The organism is Streptomyces sp. NBC_01296 (genome assembly GCF_035984415.1).
Classification (GTDB): domain Bacteria; phylum Actinomycetota; class Actinomycetes; order Streptomycetales; family Streptomycetaceae; genus Streptomyces.
The window spans coordinates 4,779,749-4,794,126 of the sequence record NZ_CP130720.1 but is presented as its reverse complement, the minus strand read 5'-3'; the positions used below and the strand labels follow the sequence as shown (position 1 = coordinate 4,794,126).

Here is a 14,378-nt window from a genome sequence, read left to right as displayed (position 1 = left end):
GAGGTCCGGGGTTTCCCGTCACGGGCCGCCGCGGTCCCGGGCCCGTACCGGACCCAGGTACCGTGGTGGCGTGGATCCGCACACCAAGGCGTCGCTCGTCCCTCCGCTTGAAGCCGTGCCGCTCCCCCGCACCACCGAGCGGCCACCCGCCGGGCACACCACGAGCACCGCCGAGCGCGGCTCGTTCTGCCTGGCCCTCTGCACCTGCGGCTGGAGAGGCCCGGCCCGCCGCTCCCGCGACCTGGCCCGCAAGGACGCGGACCGGCACTCCTCGACCTAGGTCGGGCAAGCTCGGGGCAGGGGGGTCTTCTTGATCGCCCGTTCGGACGGCCCGGCTGGCCGACGCCCCCGGGAGCGGATGCCCTGGATGCATGCCAGGACCCGCACCCCGCGTCGCCGCCCTCCTCTGGGCCCTGCTCATCGCGCTCACGCCCGCCGCCGCGGCCTCGGCGCGCCCGACGGGCTCGGCGGACGGCCCGGCCGACGTGGCCCTGGCCATCGGGGCGACCACCACCGCGGCGGTGGCCACCGGTCTGTGGCTGCGCTCCCGCTACCGCCGCGAGGACGACGCGGAGCACCGCGGCGCGAAGAGCGGCGACCCGTGACCCGTCGTCCTCGCGCTCGTCCTCGGCCTCGTCCTCGCTTTCGTCCGAGGGCGGTCCGCCTGTGCTTCGGCGGAGCGGGCCTGTGCCTGCTGGCGGCCGTCCTGATCTCCGTATGGGACGCCTACGGCCGGTCCTGAAAAGCTAGGCGGCGAGGTCGCTCTCGTGCGTCAGGCAGCCCGGCGGCGGGGTCTGGGGCTGGGCGAGGTCCACCGGGCGCGGCAGCGCGCGGCGCTTGGCGCGGACCAGCCGGCCCGCGCGCGGGGCCCGGGCCACCGCCCGCACCAGCGGGTTCAGCAGCGCCATCGCGAGCGGCGCGAGCACCAGCACGACGGCGGTGCCGAGCGCGAAGCCGCCGATGACGTCGGTCGGGTAGTGGACCCCGAGGTACACGCGGCAGACACCCTCGGCGAGGGCCAAGCCGATCCCGATGAGCCCGAGCTTGCGGTTCGCGATGAACAGGCCGACGGCCAAGGCCATCGCGAGGGTGGCGTGGTCGCTGACGAAGGAGAAGTCGCCGGGGCCGGTGTCCGGCCCGAGCACGTCCAGGCCGCTGTGCTCGACGAACGGCCGCGGCCGCCCGACGAAGGCGCGCAGCGGGACGTTCACGAGGAGGGCGAGCGCGGCGGCGAACGGAGCCCACACCAGCGCGGCGAACGACTCGGCGGCCGTGGACTCCTCCTGCCGGCGCGCACCGTGCCAGCACCACAGAACGAGGAGCACCAGCGCCAGCGGGATCCCGTACGCGCTGACGAGGCCGACGGCCCGGTCGACTCCGGCCGGGGCGTGCCGGGCCAGTCCGTTGATGTCGTACAGCAGGCTGACGTCCACGTTCGGCCCACTACTTGTGAGTCCAGCCATGGCGATGCAGCCCCTTGCCCTTGCTCGGTTCCCCTCGGGCGCACGCCTGTGTGCGCCCCTGAACCCCCCCGTTGATCAAGCCTGCGTCCATGGAACGCCCGTTCTGAACGCCACGTTCCACTCTCCACCGAATGATCACGGCAACGTTATCGAAGAGTGACTCGTCGTCGCAGCTCAGGGCCTTGGGTTGACGCAGCGTGGCAAACGGCGCGATCAGGGGGACTTGGCGTCGGCGGTGTGGTCGGGCAGGGCCTCGGCCCCGTCCTTGGTGACACGCGTCGCGCCGAAGTAGTCCGGGGTGTCGATCTTGTCGAAGCGGATCACGGCGCCGGTATAAGGGGCGTTGATCATGTATCCGCCGCCCACGTAGAGGCCGACGTGCCGGATCTCCCGGGAGTTCGTCAGATCATCGGAGAAGAACACCAGGTCACCCGGCAGCAGTTCGCCGCGCGAGGGATGCGGACCGGCGTTGTACTGGTCGTTGGCGACGCGCGGCAGCTCGATCCCCACCGACTCGTACGCGGCCTTGGTCAGCCCCGAGCAGTCGAACCGCCCGTTCTGGTCCGGCGTACCGTTGCCGCCCCACAGGTACGGGGTCCCCAACTGCTTCTGCGCGAAGTAGATGGCCCCGGCGGCCTGCTGCGAGGGCGCGACCCGCCCGACCGGCCGCTCGAAGCTCTTCGCGAGGGTCGTGATGGTCTTCACGTACCCCTGGGTCTCCTTGTACGGGGGCACCCCGCCGTACTTGATGACCGCGTACGCCCCCGCGTTGTAGGCCGCGAGCATGTTGCCCGTGGTGTCCCCGGGCACCCCCGCCACGTCCTTGGCCAGCTCGCAGTCGTACGAAGCCGCCGAGGGGATCGCATCATTGGGGTCCCAGATGTCGCGGTCGCCGTCACCGTCCCCGTCGATGCCGTGTCCGGCCCACGTGCCGGGGATGAACTGCGCGATACCGCGGGCGTCGGCCGGGCTGACGGCGCTCGGATTCCAGCCGCTCTCCGAGTACAGCTGGGCAGCCAGCAGCGCAGGCGTCATGGCCGGGCACAGGGTCCCCCACTTCTGCACCAGGTTCTGGTACTTCGCGGGGACGGCCCCCTTGGCCAGCCCGACCACGCGGCCCCCGGCCGCCCCGGCACCCACGAGGCCGGCCGCGGCCGAGTACGTCCCCACCACGATCAGCACGAGGAAGCTCAGACAGAGCCCGATCCCGATCCCACTCGCCATCCAGAATCTGCGCACCCGTCAACACTCCCCCATCCCCGTCGCTTTAACGTGTGAATCGCTCGTGTCGCCAGGTCCACTACGCCACTCGGAAGCCCGTGCAGCTGATACTCGCGTACTTCGTAGGGTCATCCTCGACGTGGTAGAAGACCACCGTCCAGTCCCCCGGGTCGTTGGCCAGGGGCACGCCGGGGTACGTCTTGCCGTTCACGTGCTCCGCGAAGTCGTCCGGGTACTTGAGCGTCAGGAAGTCGCCCGTCTTCCATTTGCTGTAGATGTCGACGGGCTTGCTGGTGAAACCCACGGCCCGGTTGTCCATGGGGAAGGGCTGTCCGGTGGACGGGTCGAGGTCGTGCGGGGACCTGACCGCCACCGATACGTAGTACGGATCGGGTTTGGTCTCGCTGTTCTCCGCGTACTTGATGCGCATGCTGATGGTCACGGACTTCCCCGAGACCTGGGCGTCGGCCTGCATGTCGGCACCGGGCGGCTTCTGCTCCGGCCCCAGGTTGCACGCGCCGGTGCCGTGCGCGGCGCGCTCCGGGTCGGTGGAAGGCAACCAGAAGTAGTGGGAGATCTGGTTGCCCTCGATGTACTCGGCAGGCGGCTTGGCGGCGGCGCCCTTGGACGCCGAGGGCGCGGCGCCCCCCGCGCCCGGCGTCTGTCGGGGCGTGCCCGTGGCACCGTCCTTGCCCCGACCCCCCTCGCCGTCCCCGTCGAACGGAACCAGCTTCCAGGCGGCCAGGGACAGGGCCGCGGCCACCGCCACGGCCGCCACCCACACGCCCGTCCGCCCGCGCCTCGGCGGGACCGCGGCCGCGTGCTGCGTCGGCGTGTAGCCGTACGGCAGGCCCGGCCCCTGCGTCCGCATCTCGTGCACCGGCACGGCCTCGCCCAGCGCGCCCAGCCCCACGTACACCGGATCGTCGATCAGCGCGTCCCGCACACCGCACCGGCCGATGACCTCGGCCAGGGCGGGCCGGGCCGCCGGGTCCTTCGCCACGCACGCCTCGATCAGGGCCGCCAGCCCCGGCTCCACCCCGGCCACGTCGATCGGCTCGTGCACCGCCCGGTAGCTCACGCTCGTCGCGGCACCCGTACCGAACGGCGCCCGCCCGGTCGCCGCGTACGCCAGCGTCGCACCCAGCGCGAAGACGTCCGCGGCGGCCCCCGCCTCGTTCCCGAGCAGCACCTCGGGCGCGGTGTAGCCCGGGGTTCCCGGGGCCTGGCCGTCCTGGGTGAGGGCCGTCTCGCCCACGCCGCGCGCGATGCCGAAGTCGATGAGCTGCGGGCCCTGCGCGCCCAGGATGACGTTCTGCGGCTTGAGGTCCCGGTGCGTCACCCCGTACGCGTGGACGCTCGCCAGGCCCTCCGCCAGCGCCGCGAACAGCCGGCGGCAGGTGTCCGCGGGCAAACCCCCGCGCTCCGCGACGGCGTGACCGAGCGTCGGGCCCGCCACGTACTCCGTGGCCAGCCAGAACGGCGGCGCCGCGAGCGAGGCGTCGATCAGGTTCGCCGTGTACGCCGACCGCACCGCGCGCACGGTCTCGGCCTCACGCCGGAACCGGGCCAGGGCCTCGGGGTGGCCGGTGATCTCGTCCCGGATCACCTTCACGGCGACCAGGCGCCCGCCGGGCGAGCGCCCGAGGTACACCTGCCCCATCCCTCCGGCACCGAGCCGGGCCAGCAGCGCGTGCGCCCCGATCCGGGCGGGGTCGACGTCTCTCAGGGACTCCATTGACCCGAGCCTGCCACACGGACTCCCGTGCCACGGAGCCGGGTTGACCAGGAACGCGGCCGGTAACGCGGCGCTAGGAGCGCGGTGCGACGAACAGGCTCTGCGCGCTCCGCCCGATCGGCCCCTTCTCGTCGTGCAGCCGGGCGTCCGCGAGCCCGATCCCGCCCGCGTCCACGCTCGTACGGGCCTCCACGCAGGCCCACTCGCCCACCGGGTGGCGGTGCAGGTGCACGGTCAGATCGCTGTTGATGAACACGTACCGCCCGAAGTCCAAGACCGAGCTGATCCCGTTGCCCGAGTCGGCGGCGATCAGGACCCGGTCCAGCGGCCGGGTCTCCTCCCCGGCGACGAGCGGCACCTTCATGCGCATCCAGCAGCTGCCGGGCCCGAGCGATACGAACGCGCCCTCGGTGAACCGGGTCTCCATCGCCGAGTGGTAGCCGGTCTCCCACGGCACCGGGAAGAACGGCGTCACCTCCACCTCCCCCGGCGGCGGCAGCTGCGGCCCCGGGGCCACGCCGGGTACGGCCTCCTCGGCCACCCGGATCCGCAGCGCCCGCGCGAGCATCACCGGCGCGGCCCCGGCCGGGGCGAGGGCGGCCTCCACCACCTCCGTGCTGCGGCCCGCCCGGAGCACCGACGTGGTGATCTCCAGCGGGCCGATCGGCACCGGCCGCAGGATCTCGTACGTGATCCTCGCGATCCGCATGTCGTCGCGGGCGCCCTCCCGCTCCTCAACAGCCCTGCCGAGCAGCGCGGCCGGCGGCCCGGCATGCTGCGAGCCGGGGTCCCACGGCCCGCGCGTGTACTCGGTGGCCAGGAACCGCCCGGCATCGACCCGCTCGAAGAACGCCTCGGAGATCGCCATGCCCGGCACGCTACCGACAGGTAACCCGCCCCGCCAGGCCTTCGCGGAACAACCGGCCTCAGCGGGCGAAGCCCAGCCCGACCCCCAGCCCCACCAGCACCGAGCCGATCGCCCGGTTCAGCGCCTTCTGCGCCTTCAGCATCCGGTCGCGCAGCCGGGAGTTCGAGAAGAACAGCGCGACCGCACCGAACCAGCCCAGGTGCGCCGCCGACATGAACAGCCCGTACCCGGCCTGCTGCCACACCGGGGTCTGCGGATCCACGACCTGCGTGAACGTCGACACCACGAACAGCGTGGTCTTCGGATTGAGCACGTTGGTCAGGAACCCGGACCGCAGCGCGCCCAGCCGGGTCAGCTCCGGCTTGGACTCCAGGTCCACGCTCAGCTCGGCCCGCGCCCGGAAGGTCCGGATCCCGATCCACACCAGGTACGCGGCGCCCGCCAGCTTGATCGCCGTGAACAGGGCCGTGGAGGAGGCGATCAGGAGACCGACCCCGAGCATCGTGTACGAGACGTGCACCAGCACGCCGGCCGCGACACCGGCCGCCGCGAACAGCCCGGTGGGCCGCCCGTACAGATAGCTGTTGCGGACGACCATCGCGAAATCGGCGCCGGGGCTGATCACGGCGAGGAGGGTGATGACGGCAACTGCGATCACTTCTGTCATGTACGGATGCTCACCGCACCGGCCCCCGCGATCAACCGGGTTCCGTCCACGAATACTTGAGACATGAACACGACCCCTTCCTCTCCCTCACTCCTGTCCCTGCGCCCGTTCCGCCCCGCGGACGACGCCCCGGCCCTGCGCCGCTGGATCACCACCCCGGCCGAACTCGTCACCTGGGCAGGCCCCTCCTTCACCTGGCCGCTGGACGACGCCCAGCTCACCGCCTACGCCGCCGAGCCGGACCGCCACACCTGGACCGCGGTCTCCCCCGACGGACGCTCCCTCGGCCACGTCTCCGTACGCGGCACCCGCCTGGGCCGCGTACTGATCGCCCCCGAGGCACGCGGCCGGGGCCTCGGCGAGACGCTCCTCACACTCGCCGTCGCCCGCGCCTTCGACGAGCTCGGCCTGCCCTCGCTCGACCTCGGCGTCTACACCCACAACACCGCGGCCGTACGCCTCTACGAGAAGCTCGGCTTCCGTACCGAGCAGGTACTGCAGGACGTGGAGGAGGTCGACGGCGTCCTCTGGTCGGCCCTCCAGATGCGGCTGACCGCCCCCGAGCGGTGACAATGGACGGGTGTCCGCCACTCCCGCCGCGCCCGTCGACCCGGCCCTCCCCGCCCTCCCCGTCCTGCAGGCAGACTGCTCGAACTGCTTCGCGCTCTGCTGCGTCGCCCTGCCCTTCGCCAAGTCCAACGACTTCGCGGTGAACAAGGCCGCCGGAACGCCCTGCAAGAACCTCCAGCAGGACTTCCGCTGCGGCATCCACACCCGGCTGCGCGACAAGGGCTTCCAGGGCTGCACCGTCTTCGACTGCTTCGGCGCGGGCCAGCAGGTCTCCCAGGTGACCTTCGGCGGCCGCGACTGGCGTACGCACCCCGGCACGGCCGCCCGGATGTACGAGGTCTTCCCGGTGCTGCGCCAGCTGCACGAGCTGCTCTTCTACGTCACCGGGGCGCTCGCCCTCCCGGCGGCCGCCCCGGTCCACGCGGACCTGCGCCGAACGCTGACCGAGACCACGCAGTGGACCGCCGCCGACGCGGACGCGCTGGCCGCCCTGGACGTGGGCGACCTCCGCGGGCGCATCAACACGCTCCTCCTGCGCGCCAGCGAGCTGGCGCGCGCCAAGGCCCCGGCCCGCAAGAAGAACCACCGCGGCGCCGACCTGATGGGCGCCCGCCTCGCCGGCGCGGACCTGCGCGGCGCCAACCTCCGCGGCGCCTACCTCATCGCCGCCAACCTCAGCGGCGCAGACCTGCGCCTGGCGGACCTGATCGGCGCGGACTTCCGCGACGCCGACCTGCGCGGGGCGGACCTCCGCGACGCCCTCTTCCTGACCCAGCCCCAGCTCAACGCAGCCCGGGGCGACGCCGGGACCAAGATCCCCCCGACGCTGACCCGCCCCGCGCACTGGTCCGCGTAACCCCGCCCCGGGGCTCACCCGCCGATCGCCCCCAGCCCGGCCCCGACCCACCCGCGCAGCAGCCGGTACTCCTCCCAGCGCCGCGGCAGCCGCCCCTGCGGCCGCGGCCCCATCAGCCGCCCCTCCGTCACCACCTGGCCCCGGCGGAACTGCTCCCGCGTCAGGTCCTTCACCACCAGCGACGTGATGTCGCAGTGCCCCCAGGCAGGGTTGTCGGCCGTCCACGGCGCCCGCTCGACGTCATCGGGCGAGCAGGTCTCGGCCGACCACCCCGCCGGGATGGCCGCTTCGATGTCCGTCAGGGTCCACGGAGTTGCCGTAGTCATCCGTCCGCTCTGACCCGCACCACCGGCAACGGCCCTCAGGGCCTGATGATGGCCGTCCACCCCGACGGACAGGTGAGCACGCCCGTCCCCGTGTACGCGCAGTGGTTCTCGAACACGTCGCCCAGCGTCGTCAGCACCTTCACGTACACCGTGGGGCCCACGGTGTTGACCGACACCCCGCACGCGTTCCGCGGATGCCCCGGGTTCAGCGCCGTGGTGAGGTCCCGCCAGGTGTACGCGCCGACCGGCGCCGTGTCGCGCACGCCCAGGAACGTCCTGCCCCGGTGCAGGACGGCACTGAACTCCAGGTCGCTCTCCCCCCGGGTCGTGTCGATGTCCTGGCACGGCCCGGGCGCCCCGCTCGGCCCACGCGGCCCGGGCGGCCCCGCCGGCCCCCGGTCACCCTTCGGCCCCCGGTCGCCCTTGGGCCCGTGCGGCCCCTGGGGCCCCCGCTCACCCTTGGGCCCGGCACACGGATTGAAGCCCGCCGCCTTGCCGGCCTTGCCCGCGTTCCTCGTGTCGGCAGCCATGGGCGCAGGCGCCGGCAGCGTTCTCGCATCGGGCTCCGGACACCTGCTGCCGCCCCAGCCGGGCGCCACCGCCACAGCCGTCCCCTCGGCGGCAGCCGCCGCCGGAACCGAGGCACCCATGAGCGCGATCGCCAGCGGAACTGCGAACCCACCGGTCAGCCACGCCCGCCGTCCGGGCTTCACTGCGCAACCCATCCGTCACTCCTTGCGTCGTCCTACCGAACGGCCCGGAGCATCTCCCACAACCCGCCGAAAGGATGGAACGACTGACGGAATGTCGGACGAACGTCAGCGGCTCGGCCCAACGACACGCCCGCACACTGCGCCGAACGGCGGCCCCCCGAGCGGCCCCCCGCAAGCCGAGAGGGCAATCACTGCCCGGGGTCACCCCTCGTGATACACAGAGTGACCATACGTTCTTTCGCATGCCCGCCGCCCGTGCCCAGGTCAGAGCGCGCGAGCGGGCCAAGGGCCGGGAGATCGGGTAAAGAGAGCCGTCAAGTCGACGTACGACCGCGGTTTCATCAGCGAAGATAGTACGTGACCCCTGCCGTCGGGCACGGGCTACCGGAACTACCCATACAGGGGCGGTGAGTTACATGATCCTGGCAGCCGAAAAGGGCGACATCACCACCATCATCGGCGGAATCGCCCCGAACTGGGGGCCGTTCGGCAGTCTCGGCAACGAAGCGAAGGTCATGATCGAAGTGGTCATGGCCGTTGCCATCCTCCTCTGCCTCGGCATCGCCATCTGGGGCGCGGCCAAGCAGCGCATCGGCGCGACCGCCCTGCGCGACACGTTCAGCGCGGAACAAGGCAAGGGCCTGATCGTCGCCGGCCTCACCGGCGTCTTCATCATCGGCTCCCTCGGCACCCTCTTCACCATCGTCTACGGAATGGCCGTCTAGCCGGGCCGCCCACCGGCTGCCGGACCTGATGAGGACTCACCACACCACCGTCGTACGACGCAGAGGGGGCGGACACGGAATGAGCAACGAAGACCAGTACGGCGGTGGCGTCGGCAGCGGCTACGGCGAAGTCGGCGGCACGGGCCAGACCCGCACCCGCCTCCCCGACGCCCCCTCGGACCCGTACGGCACCCCCCGCCGCGCCCCCCGAGCCTCCCGGGGCCTGGTCACGGTGGTCGGCGTGGTGGTCCTCCTGATCGCCGCGATCGCGTTCGCGAACCAGTCCTCGGACAGCCCCAGAACCCCCGCCGACCAAACCCCACCCGCCGCCACTTCCACATCAGCCACGGGCACCCGCCCGGTGGACGGCAAGAACGGCGCCATCCCGAAGGGCTTCGCGCACGACGAACAGGGGGCCCAGTCGGCCGCCGCCAACTACGCGGTCGCGCTCGTTTCCGCGGACATCCTGAAGCCGCAGATGCGGCGCCAGATTGTCCGCCAGGTCTTCGTCGCGGACAAGGTGTCCGAGCTTGAGGCCCGGCTCGATCAGGCCTATGGCAAGACCTTCCTGGACCAGGCCGGCCTGGACGCAAACGGCAATGCGGCGCAAGGCCTCACGTACATCTCGCGGACCGTGCCGGTCGGCACGAAGGCGGCCAAGAACTCCGAGAGCACCACGACCGTCGACGTATGGTGCACAGGCGTGTTCGGCACCGCGGGTGTCGGCTCGACCAACCCCGTCAGCAACGACTGGTTCACCATGACGCTGACCCTCCGGTGGGCGGAGAACGACTGGAAGGTCGAGAGCTTCGCCCAGAAGGACGGGCCGGCCCCGGTCCACACGGACCGCACGGCCTCCACGGCCGAGGAGATCGCAAAGGCTGCAACAGAGTTCGGAGGGTTCACCTATGCCCGGTAGCCGCACCCTCCGCGTCACCGGTGCCCTGGCCGCGCTGCAGACAGCAGCCGTGCTGCTGCCGGCCCGGGCCTTCGCCGCACCCACCCCGTCTCCATCGCCGTCCCCGTCGGCCTCGCAGCCCAATGACAACCGGTGCGACCTGATCGTCGGCCCGGCCAAGGACTACTGCGAGCGCGGCAGCGGCGCCGGCGGCGCCCCCCGCACGGGCCTGGCGCCCAGCGACCCCGCCGACGCCCTCAACCCCCTCGCCTCCCTGGCCAAGGGCTGCGCCGACGCCGCCGCCTGGATCGTCACCGAGCTCAGCAAAGCGATCAACGGCACGGCCAACGTCGACTTCACCAACGGCGCCTTCCTCAAGCAGTACGCCATCGTCTTCGCCGCCTCCACCATCCTCACGCTGGTGCTGTGGCTCTTCGCCGTCGCCAAGCGCGCCATCCGCGGCGTCCCCCTCACCACCGCCATCTCCGAAGCCGTCGGCTTCCTCTGGCTCACCGTCCTCGCCTCCGCCTTCACCCCCCTGATCCTCTACACCGTCGTCTCCGCCACCGACGGCGTCACAGAAGTCATCGCATCGGCGAGCGGCGGCCAGACCGACGTCTTCTTCGGCTCCTTCATCGAGGCCCTCAAGAAGGGCGACTCCATCGGCGGCGGCCCGATCATGCTGATCGTCGTCTCCCTCGTCACCGTCCTCGCCGCCGGCGTCCTCTTCCTCGAGCTCTTCATCCGGGCCGCCCTGCTCTACGTCGGCGCCCTCCTCGGCGTCGTCGTCTACGCCGGGCTCGTCGACCGGAACCTCTGGGGCCACGTCCGCCGCTGGGCCGGCATCATGATCGCCGTCATCCTCGTGAAGCCGGTCATCGTCATCGTCCTCGGCCTCGCCGGAGCCCTCGCCGGCGAGAAGGGCCCGAACGCCTTCTCCGCCGTCGTCTCCGGCCTCGCCATCATCCTCCTGGCGATCTTCGCCTCGGCGATGATCTACCGCTTCGTCCCCGGCTTCGGCGACGAGATCGCCTCCGCCCGCGCGGGCCGCAGCAAGGCCACCGACGGCGCCCAGGCCGCCGCCGTCATCAGCTCCCCGGCCTCCCTCGTCTCCCAGGGCATCAAGACGCACAGCAGCCGCGGCGCCCACCGCGGAGGCGGTGACGGCGGCGGCTCCAGCGCCCCCCGCCCCGCCAACCCCCTCTCCGGAGGCGTGGCCGCCCACAGCAGCCGCCCCACCTCCGGCGGCGGGGCCGGCGGCGGATCTGTCCCCTCCGCCGCACCCCCGCCCCGCACGAGCTCGAGTACGAGGAACACAGGAGGTGACGGGCGTTGACGACCCAGTCCCACCAGCTGCACCCCATCGCGCCCCGCCGCACGTATCTCATCGGCCGGGCCCGGCCGAACGCGATCGTCGGCAAGAACCGCGAGAGCGGCGAGATCGCCCTGATCATCGTCGGCGCGTTCCTCGGCATGATGAGCGGACTGCTCGTCCCCCAACTCACCCTGCGCATCGTCAGCCTCGCCGGCTTCCCCATGGTCGCGCTCGCCGCCGTGTACATCCCCTACAAGGGCCGCACCTTCTACAAGTGGTTCGAGATCAACCGCAGCTACAAGCGCACCCTGCGCCGCGGTACGACCTACCGCTCCAGCGCCATGGAAGCCGGCGTCCGCGCCGCCGACGGCCGCGAGGTCGAGGTCGGCCCGCCCCCCGGCATCGGCCGGATCAACTGGCTCGCCGCCCCCTTCGGCCCCGACGAGATCGCCGTACTCCTCCACGCCGACCGCAGAACCGTCACCGCCGCCATCGAGATCGAGGGCCCCGGCGTCGGCCTGCGCGACAGCGAGGACCAGGAAGCCCTCGTCGACCGCTTCGGCACCCTCCTCAAGCACGTGGCCAACGGCGACGGCTTCGTCACCCGCCTCCAGATGCTCGCCCGTACGCTCCCCGCCGACCCGGACGCCCACGCCAAGGACGTCGCCCAGCGCGGCGACACCAACGCCCCCGTCTGGCTGCGCGACTCGTACGACCAGCTCCAGTCGATGGTCTCCACCTCCTCCGAGCAGCACCGCGCCTACCTCGTCGCCTGCATGCACTACACGCGCGAACTCGCCGCCGAGGCCCACACCATCGCCCGCGCCGGCACCCCCCACAAGGGCCGCAAGCTCGACCGCGACGCCGGCCTCGCCATCGTCATGGCCCGCGAGCTCACCGACATCTGCGCCCGCCTCGCCGAGGCCGACATCCGCGTCCGCCAGCCGCTCGGCCAGGGCCGCCTCGCCTCCCTCGTGCACTCCATGTACGACCCGGACCACCCCATCGACCACATCCAGGCCATGACCAAGCGCAACGCCTGGCCGGCCGAACTCGACGCGGTCGAGCCCACCTTCCTCCAGGCCAAGACCCGCGAGTCCTCCACCCGCGCGCCCTGGTGCCACGCCACGGCCTGGGTGAAGGAATGGCCGATGACCCCGGTCGGCGTCAACTTCCTCGCGCCCCTCCTCGTCCACACCCCGGACGTGATCCGCACCGTCGCCGTCACCATGGATCTGGAGCCCACCGAGGTGGCCATCGAGCGCATGCTCACCGAGAAGACCAACGACGAGGCCGACGCCAGCCGCGCCGCCAAGATGAACCGGACCGTCGACCCCCGCGACATCGCCGCCCACGGCCGACTCGACCAAAGAGGTGAAGATCTCGCCAGCGGTGCGGCAGGAGTCAACCTGGTCGGGTACATCACGGTGTCGTCGCGATCGCCGGAGGCCCTCGCCCGGGACAAGCGCACCATCCGCGCCTCGGCGGGCAAGTCGTACCTGAAGCTCGAATGGTGTGACCGCGAGCACCACCGGGCCTTCGTCAACACCCTGCCGTTCGCCACCGGCATCCGACGCTAGCTGGAGGGAAGTGCCGCCCATGCGAGATCCCATGTCCGCTCTGACGGACGCCTTCACCAGCTTCCTGTTCGGCAAGGTCGAGACCACGCGCCTGCCCGTACGCACCTCCACCGGGCAGGCGCAGGCCGTCTACCTGCCCACCGCCGCCCCCGGCCTCGGCGACTCCGGCGTCATCATCGGCCGCGAGGTCTACAGCGGCAAGGGCTACATCTACGACCCCTTCCAGCTGTACGGCCAGCAGCTCCCGGCCCCGCACTGGCTCGTCCTCGGCGAGTCCGGCAACGGCAAGTCCGCCCTGGAAAAGACCTATGTCCTGCGCCAGCTCCGCTTCCGGGACCGCCAGGTCGTCGTCCTCGACGCCCAGGGCGAGGACGGCGTCGGCGAGTGGAACCTCATCGCCCAGCAGCTGGGGATAACCCCCATCCGCCTGGACCCCATCGCCGCCAACGACGACGGGATCCGCCTCAACCCCCTCGACCCGGCGATCACGACGACCGGCCAGCTCGCGCTGCTCCGGACCATCATCGAAGTCGCCATGGGCCACGGCCTCGACGAGCGCTCCGGCTTCGCGCTCAAGGTCGCGCACGCGTACGTCGTCGACGCGATCCGCGACCGCCAGCCGGTCCTCACCGACATCGTGGAACAACTCCGCCACCCGGAGGCCGAGTCCGCGGAGGCAATGAACGTCGACATAGACGATGTCCGCGCCTGGGGCCTCGACGTGGCCCTCGTCCTCGACCGCCTGGTCGACGGCGACCTGCGCGGCATGTTCGACGGCCCCACGACCGTCGGCATCGACCTCGACGCCCCGCTGATCGTCTTCGACCTGTCCCACATCGACCGCAACTCGATCGCGATGCCGATCCTGATGGCGATCGTGGGCGTCTGGCTGGAACACACCTGGATCCGCCCGGACCGCAAGAAGCGCATCTTCCTGGTGGAGGAGGCCTGGCACATCATCAACAGCCCCTTCGTGGCCCAGCTGTTCCAGCGCCTCCTGAAGTTCGGCCGCCGCCTGGGCCTGTCCTTCGTGGCCGTCGTCCACCACCTGTCCGACGTGGTCGACGGCGCGGCCGCACGCGAAGCCGCGGCCATCCTCAAGATGGCCTCCACCCGCACGATCTACGCCCAGAAGGCGGACGAGGCCCGCGCCACGGGCCGGGTCCTGGGCCTGCCCCGCTGGGCGGTGGAGATCATCCCGACCCTCACCCCGGGCATCGCGGTCTGGGACGTCAACGGCAACGTCCAGGTGGTCAAACACCTGATCACCGAGTCGGAACGCCCCCTGGTCTACACGGACCGGGCCATGACGGAATCCTCGTCCCAGCCCCAGCTCCCCGACGACCTACTGGCGGCCGAACTGGAGGCGGAGGAGAGAGCCCTCCTCATGGAACGCCACCGCAACGGCGGCCCGGGCTCGGCAACCACGGTGGCGTAG

At 71.7% G+C, this 14,378-nt stretch carries 16 protein-coding genes; 9 read left to right on the top strand and 7 right to left on the bottom strand.

Going from position 1 to position 14,378, the window contains the following annotated elements; all coding sequences use genetic code 11:
• The first annotated feature begins 70 nt into the window (after nt 1-70).
• Together OG299_RS21750 and OG299_RS21745 are read left to right on the top strand one after the other, a co-directional pair.
• Nucleotides 71-280, top strand: a complete 210-nt coding sequence (locus OG299_RS21750) for a hypothetical protein (RefSeq protein WP_266633822.1) — start codon at nt 71-73, stop codon at nt 278-280.
• A 91-nt stretch (nt 281-371) separates the two neighbouring features.
• A complete protein-coding gene (locus tag OG299_RS21745) occupies nt 372-605 on the top strand; it encodes a hypothetical protein (protein WP_266627974.1) in 234 nt (77 codons plus the stop codon).
• 141 nt (nt 606-746) lie between these two features.
• On the opposite strand, the gene OG299_RS21740 is transcribed toward OG299_RS21745, so the two are convergent.
• The 5 genes from OG299_RS21740 to OG299_RS21720 form a co-directional block, all read right to left on the bottom strand.
• Nucleotides 747-1,463, bottom strand: coding sequence for a phosphatase PAP2 family protein (locus tag OG299_RS21740; RefSeq protein WP_266627972.1), 717 nt, complete (start codon nt 1,461-1,463; stop codon nt 747-749).
• Nucleotides 1,464-1,676: 213 nt separating this feature from the next.
• A complete protein-coding gene (locus OG299_RS21735) occupies nt 1,677-2,687 on the bottom strand; it encodes a C40 family peptidase (protein WP_327364569.1) in 1,011 nt (336 codons plus the stop codon).
• Nucleotides 2,688-2,763: 76 nt separating this feature from the next.
• The gene (locus OG299_RS21730) at nt 2,764-4,422 is read right to left on the bottom strand and encodes a serine/threonine-protein kinase (protein ID WP_327362353.1); all 1,659 of its coding nucleotides are present in this window, start codon (nt 4,420-4,422) and stop codon (nt 2,764-2,766) included.
• A gap of 73 nt (nt 4,423-4,495) precedes the next feature.
• Complete coding sequence (locus OG299_RS21725) at nt 4,496-5,290, bottom strand: thioesterase family protein (RefSeq protein WP_327362352.1); 795 nt, start codon at nt 5,288-5,290, stop codon at nt 4,496-4,498.
• Nucleotides 5,291-5,348: 58 nt separating this feature from the next.
• Nucleotides 5,349-5,957, bottom strand: coding sequence for a LysE family translocator (locus OG299_RS21720; protein ID WP_266627964.1), 609 nt, complete (start codon nt 5,955-5,957; stop codon nt 5,349-5,351).
• Between the two features lie 63 nt (nt 5,958-6,020).
• Between OG299_RS21720 and OG299_RS21715 the strand changes: the two genes are divergently transcribed.
• Both OG299_RS21715 and OG299_RS21710 read left to right on the top strand, forming a co-directional pair.
• Nucleotides 6,021-6,527: a GNAT family N-acetyltransferase gene (locus OG299_RS21715; protein WP_266627963.1), complete on the top strand. Its 507-nt coding sequence runs from the start codon at nt 6,021-6,023 to the stop codon at nt 6,525-6,527.
• Between the two features lie 10 nt (nt 6,528-6,537).
• A complete protein-coding gene (locus OG299_RS21710; protein WP_327362351.1) occupies nt 6,538-7,383 on the top strand; it encodes a pentapeptide repeat-containing protein in 846 nt (281 codons plus the stop codon).
• A 14-nt stretch (nt 7,384-7,397) separates the two neighbouring features.
• On the opposite strand, the gene OG299_RS21705 is transcribed toward OG299_RS21710, so the two are convergent.
• Both OG299_RS21705 and OG299_RS21700 read right to left on the bottom strand, forming a co-directional pair.
• The gene (locus OG299_RS21705) at nt 7,398-7,709 is read right to left on the bottom strand and encodes a YunG family protein (RefSeq protein WP_266627959.1); all 312 of its coding nucleotides are present in this window, start codon (nt 7,707-7,709) and stop codon (nt 7,398-7,400) included.
• Nucleotides 7,710-7,744: 35 nt separating this feature from the next.
• Nucleotides 7,745-8,239 (bottom strand): hypothetical protein, encoded by a 495-nt coding sequence (locus OG299_RS21700; protein WP_266627957.1) that lies wholly within the window; start codon nt 8,237-8,239, stop codon nt 7,745-7,747.
• A 599-nt stretch (nt 8,240-8,838) separates the two neighbouring features.
• Here OG299_RS21700 and OG299_RS21695 point away from each other — a divergent pair.
• The 5 genes from OG299_RS21695 to OG299_RS21675 all read left to right on the top strand — a co-directional run bounded on the left by OG299_RS21695 (nt 8,839) and on the right by OG299_RS21675 (nt 14,378).
• Nucleotides 8,839-9,147: a DUF8827 family protein gene (locus OG299_RS21695; protein ID WP_008742356.1), complete on the top strand. Its 309-nt coding sequence runs from the start codon at nt 8,839-8,841 to the stop codon at nt 9,145-9,147.
• Nucleotides 9,148-9,226: 79 nt separating this feature from the next.
• On the top strand, nt 9,227-10,066 hold the full coding sequence (locus OG299_RS21690; protein WP_327362350.1) for a hypothetical protein: 840 nt from the start codon (nt 9,227-9,229) through the stop codon (nt 10,064-10,066).
• Nucleotides 10,056-11,381: a hypothetical protein gene (locus OG299_RS21685; protein ID WP_327362349.1), complete on the top strand. Its 1,326-nt coding sequence runs from the start codon at nt 10,056-10,058 to the stop codon at nt 11,379-11,381. Before OG299_RS21690 ends, OG299_RS21685 begins: the two co-directional genes overlap by 11 nt.
• Nucleotides 11,378-12,940: an SCO6880 family protein gene (locus tag OG299_RS21680; protein ID WP_327362348.1), complete on the top strand. Its 1,563-nt coding sequence runs from the start codon at nt 11,378-11,380 to the stop codon at nt 12,938-12,940. Before OG299_RS21685 ends, OG299_RS21680 begins: the two co-directional genes overlap by 4 nt.
• A 19-nt stretch (nt 12,941-12,959) precedes the next feature.
• A complete protein-coding gene (locus OG299_RS21675; RefSeq protein ID WP_266627950.1) occupies nt 12,960-14,378 on the top strand; it encodes an ATP-binding protein in 1,419 nt (472 codons plus the stop codon).

What these genes read in the sequence shown, in the direction of transcription:
- OG299_RS21745 (WP_266627974.1), top strand. Translation starts at nt 372, where the DNA reads ATGCCAGGACCCGCACCCCGCGTCGCCGCCCTCCTCTGGGCCCTGCTC.
- OG299_RS21740 (WP_266627972.1), bottom strand. Translation starts at nt 1,463, where the DNA reads ATGGCTGGACTCACAAGTAGTGGGCCGAACGTGGACGTCAGCCTGCTG.
- OG299_RS21735 (WP_327364569.1), bottom strand. Translation starts at nt 2,687, where the DNA reads ATGGCGAGTGGGATCGGGATCGGGCTCTGTCTGAGCTTCCTCGTGCTG.
- OG299_RS21730 (WP_327362353.1), bottom strand. Translation starts at nt 4,422, where the DNA reads ATGGAGTCCCTGAGAGACGTCGACCCCGCCCGGATCGGGGCGCACGCG.
- OG299_RS21725 (WP_327362352.1), bottom strand. Translation starts at nt 5,290, where the DNA reads ATGGCGATCTCCGAGGCGTTCTTCGAGCGGGTCGATGCCGGGCGGTTC.
- OG299_RS21720 (WP_266627964.1), bottom strand. Translation starts at nt 5,957, where the DNA reads ATGACAGAAGTGATCGCAGTTGCCGTCATCACCCTCCTCGCCGTGATC.
- OG299_RS21715 (WP_266627963.1), top strand. Translation starts at nt 6,021, where the DNA reads ATGAACACGACCCCTTCCTCTCCCTCACTCCTGTCCCTGCGCCCGTTC.
- OG299_RS21705 (WP_266627959.1), bottom strand. Translation starts at nt 7,709, where the DNA reads ATGACTACGGCAACTCCGTGGACCCTGACGGACATCGAAGCGGCCATC.
- OG299_RS21700 (WP_266627957.1), bottom strand. Translation starts at nt 8,239, where the DNA reads ATGGCTGCCGACACGAGGAACGCGGGCAAGGCCGGCAAGGCGGCGGGC.
- OG299_RS21695 (WP_008742356.1), top strand. Translation starts at nt 8,839, where the DNA reads ATGATCCTGGCAGCCGAAAAGGGCGACATCACCACCATCATCGGCGGA.
- OG299_RS21690 (WP_327362350.1), top strand. Translation starts at nt 9,227, where the DNA reads ATGAGCAACGAAGACCAGTACGGCGGTGGCGTCGGCAGCGGCTACGGC.
- OG299_RS21685 (WP_327362349.1), top strand. Translation starts at nt 10,056, where the DNA reads ATGCCCGGTAGCCGCACCCTCCGCGTCACCGGTGCCCTGGCCGCGCTG.
- OG299_RS21675 (WP_266627950.1), top strand. Translation starts at nt 12,960, where the DNA reads ATGCGAGATCCCATGTCCGCTCTGACGGACGCCTTCACCAGCTTCCTG.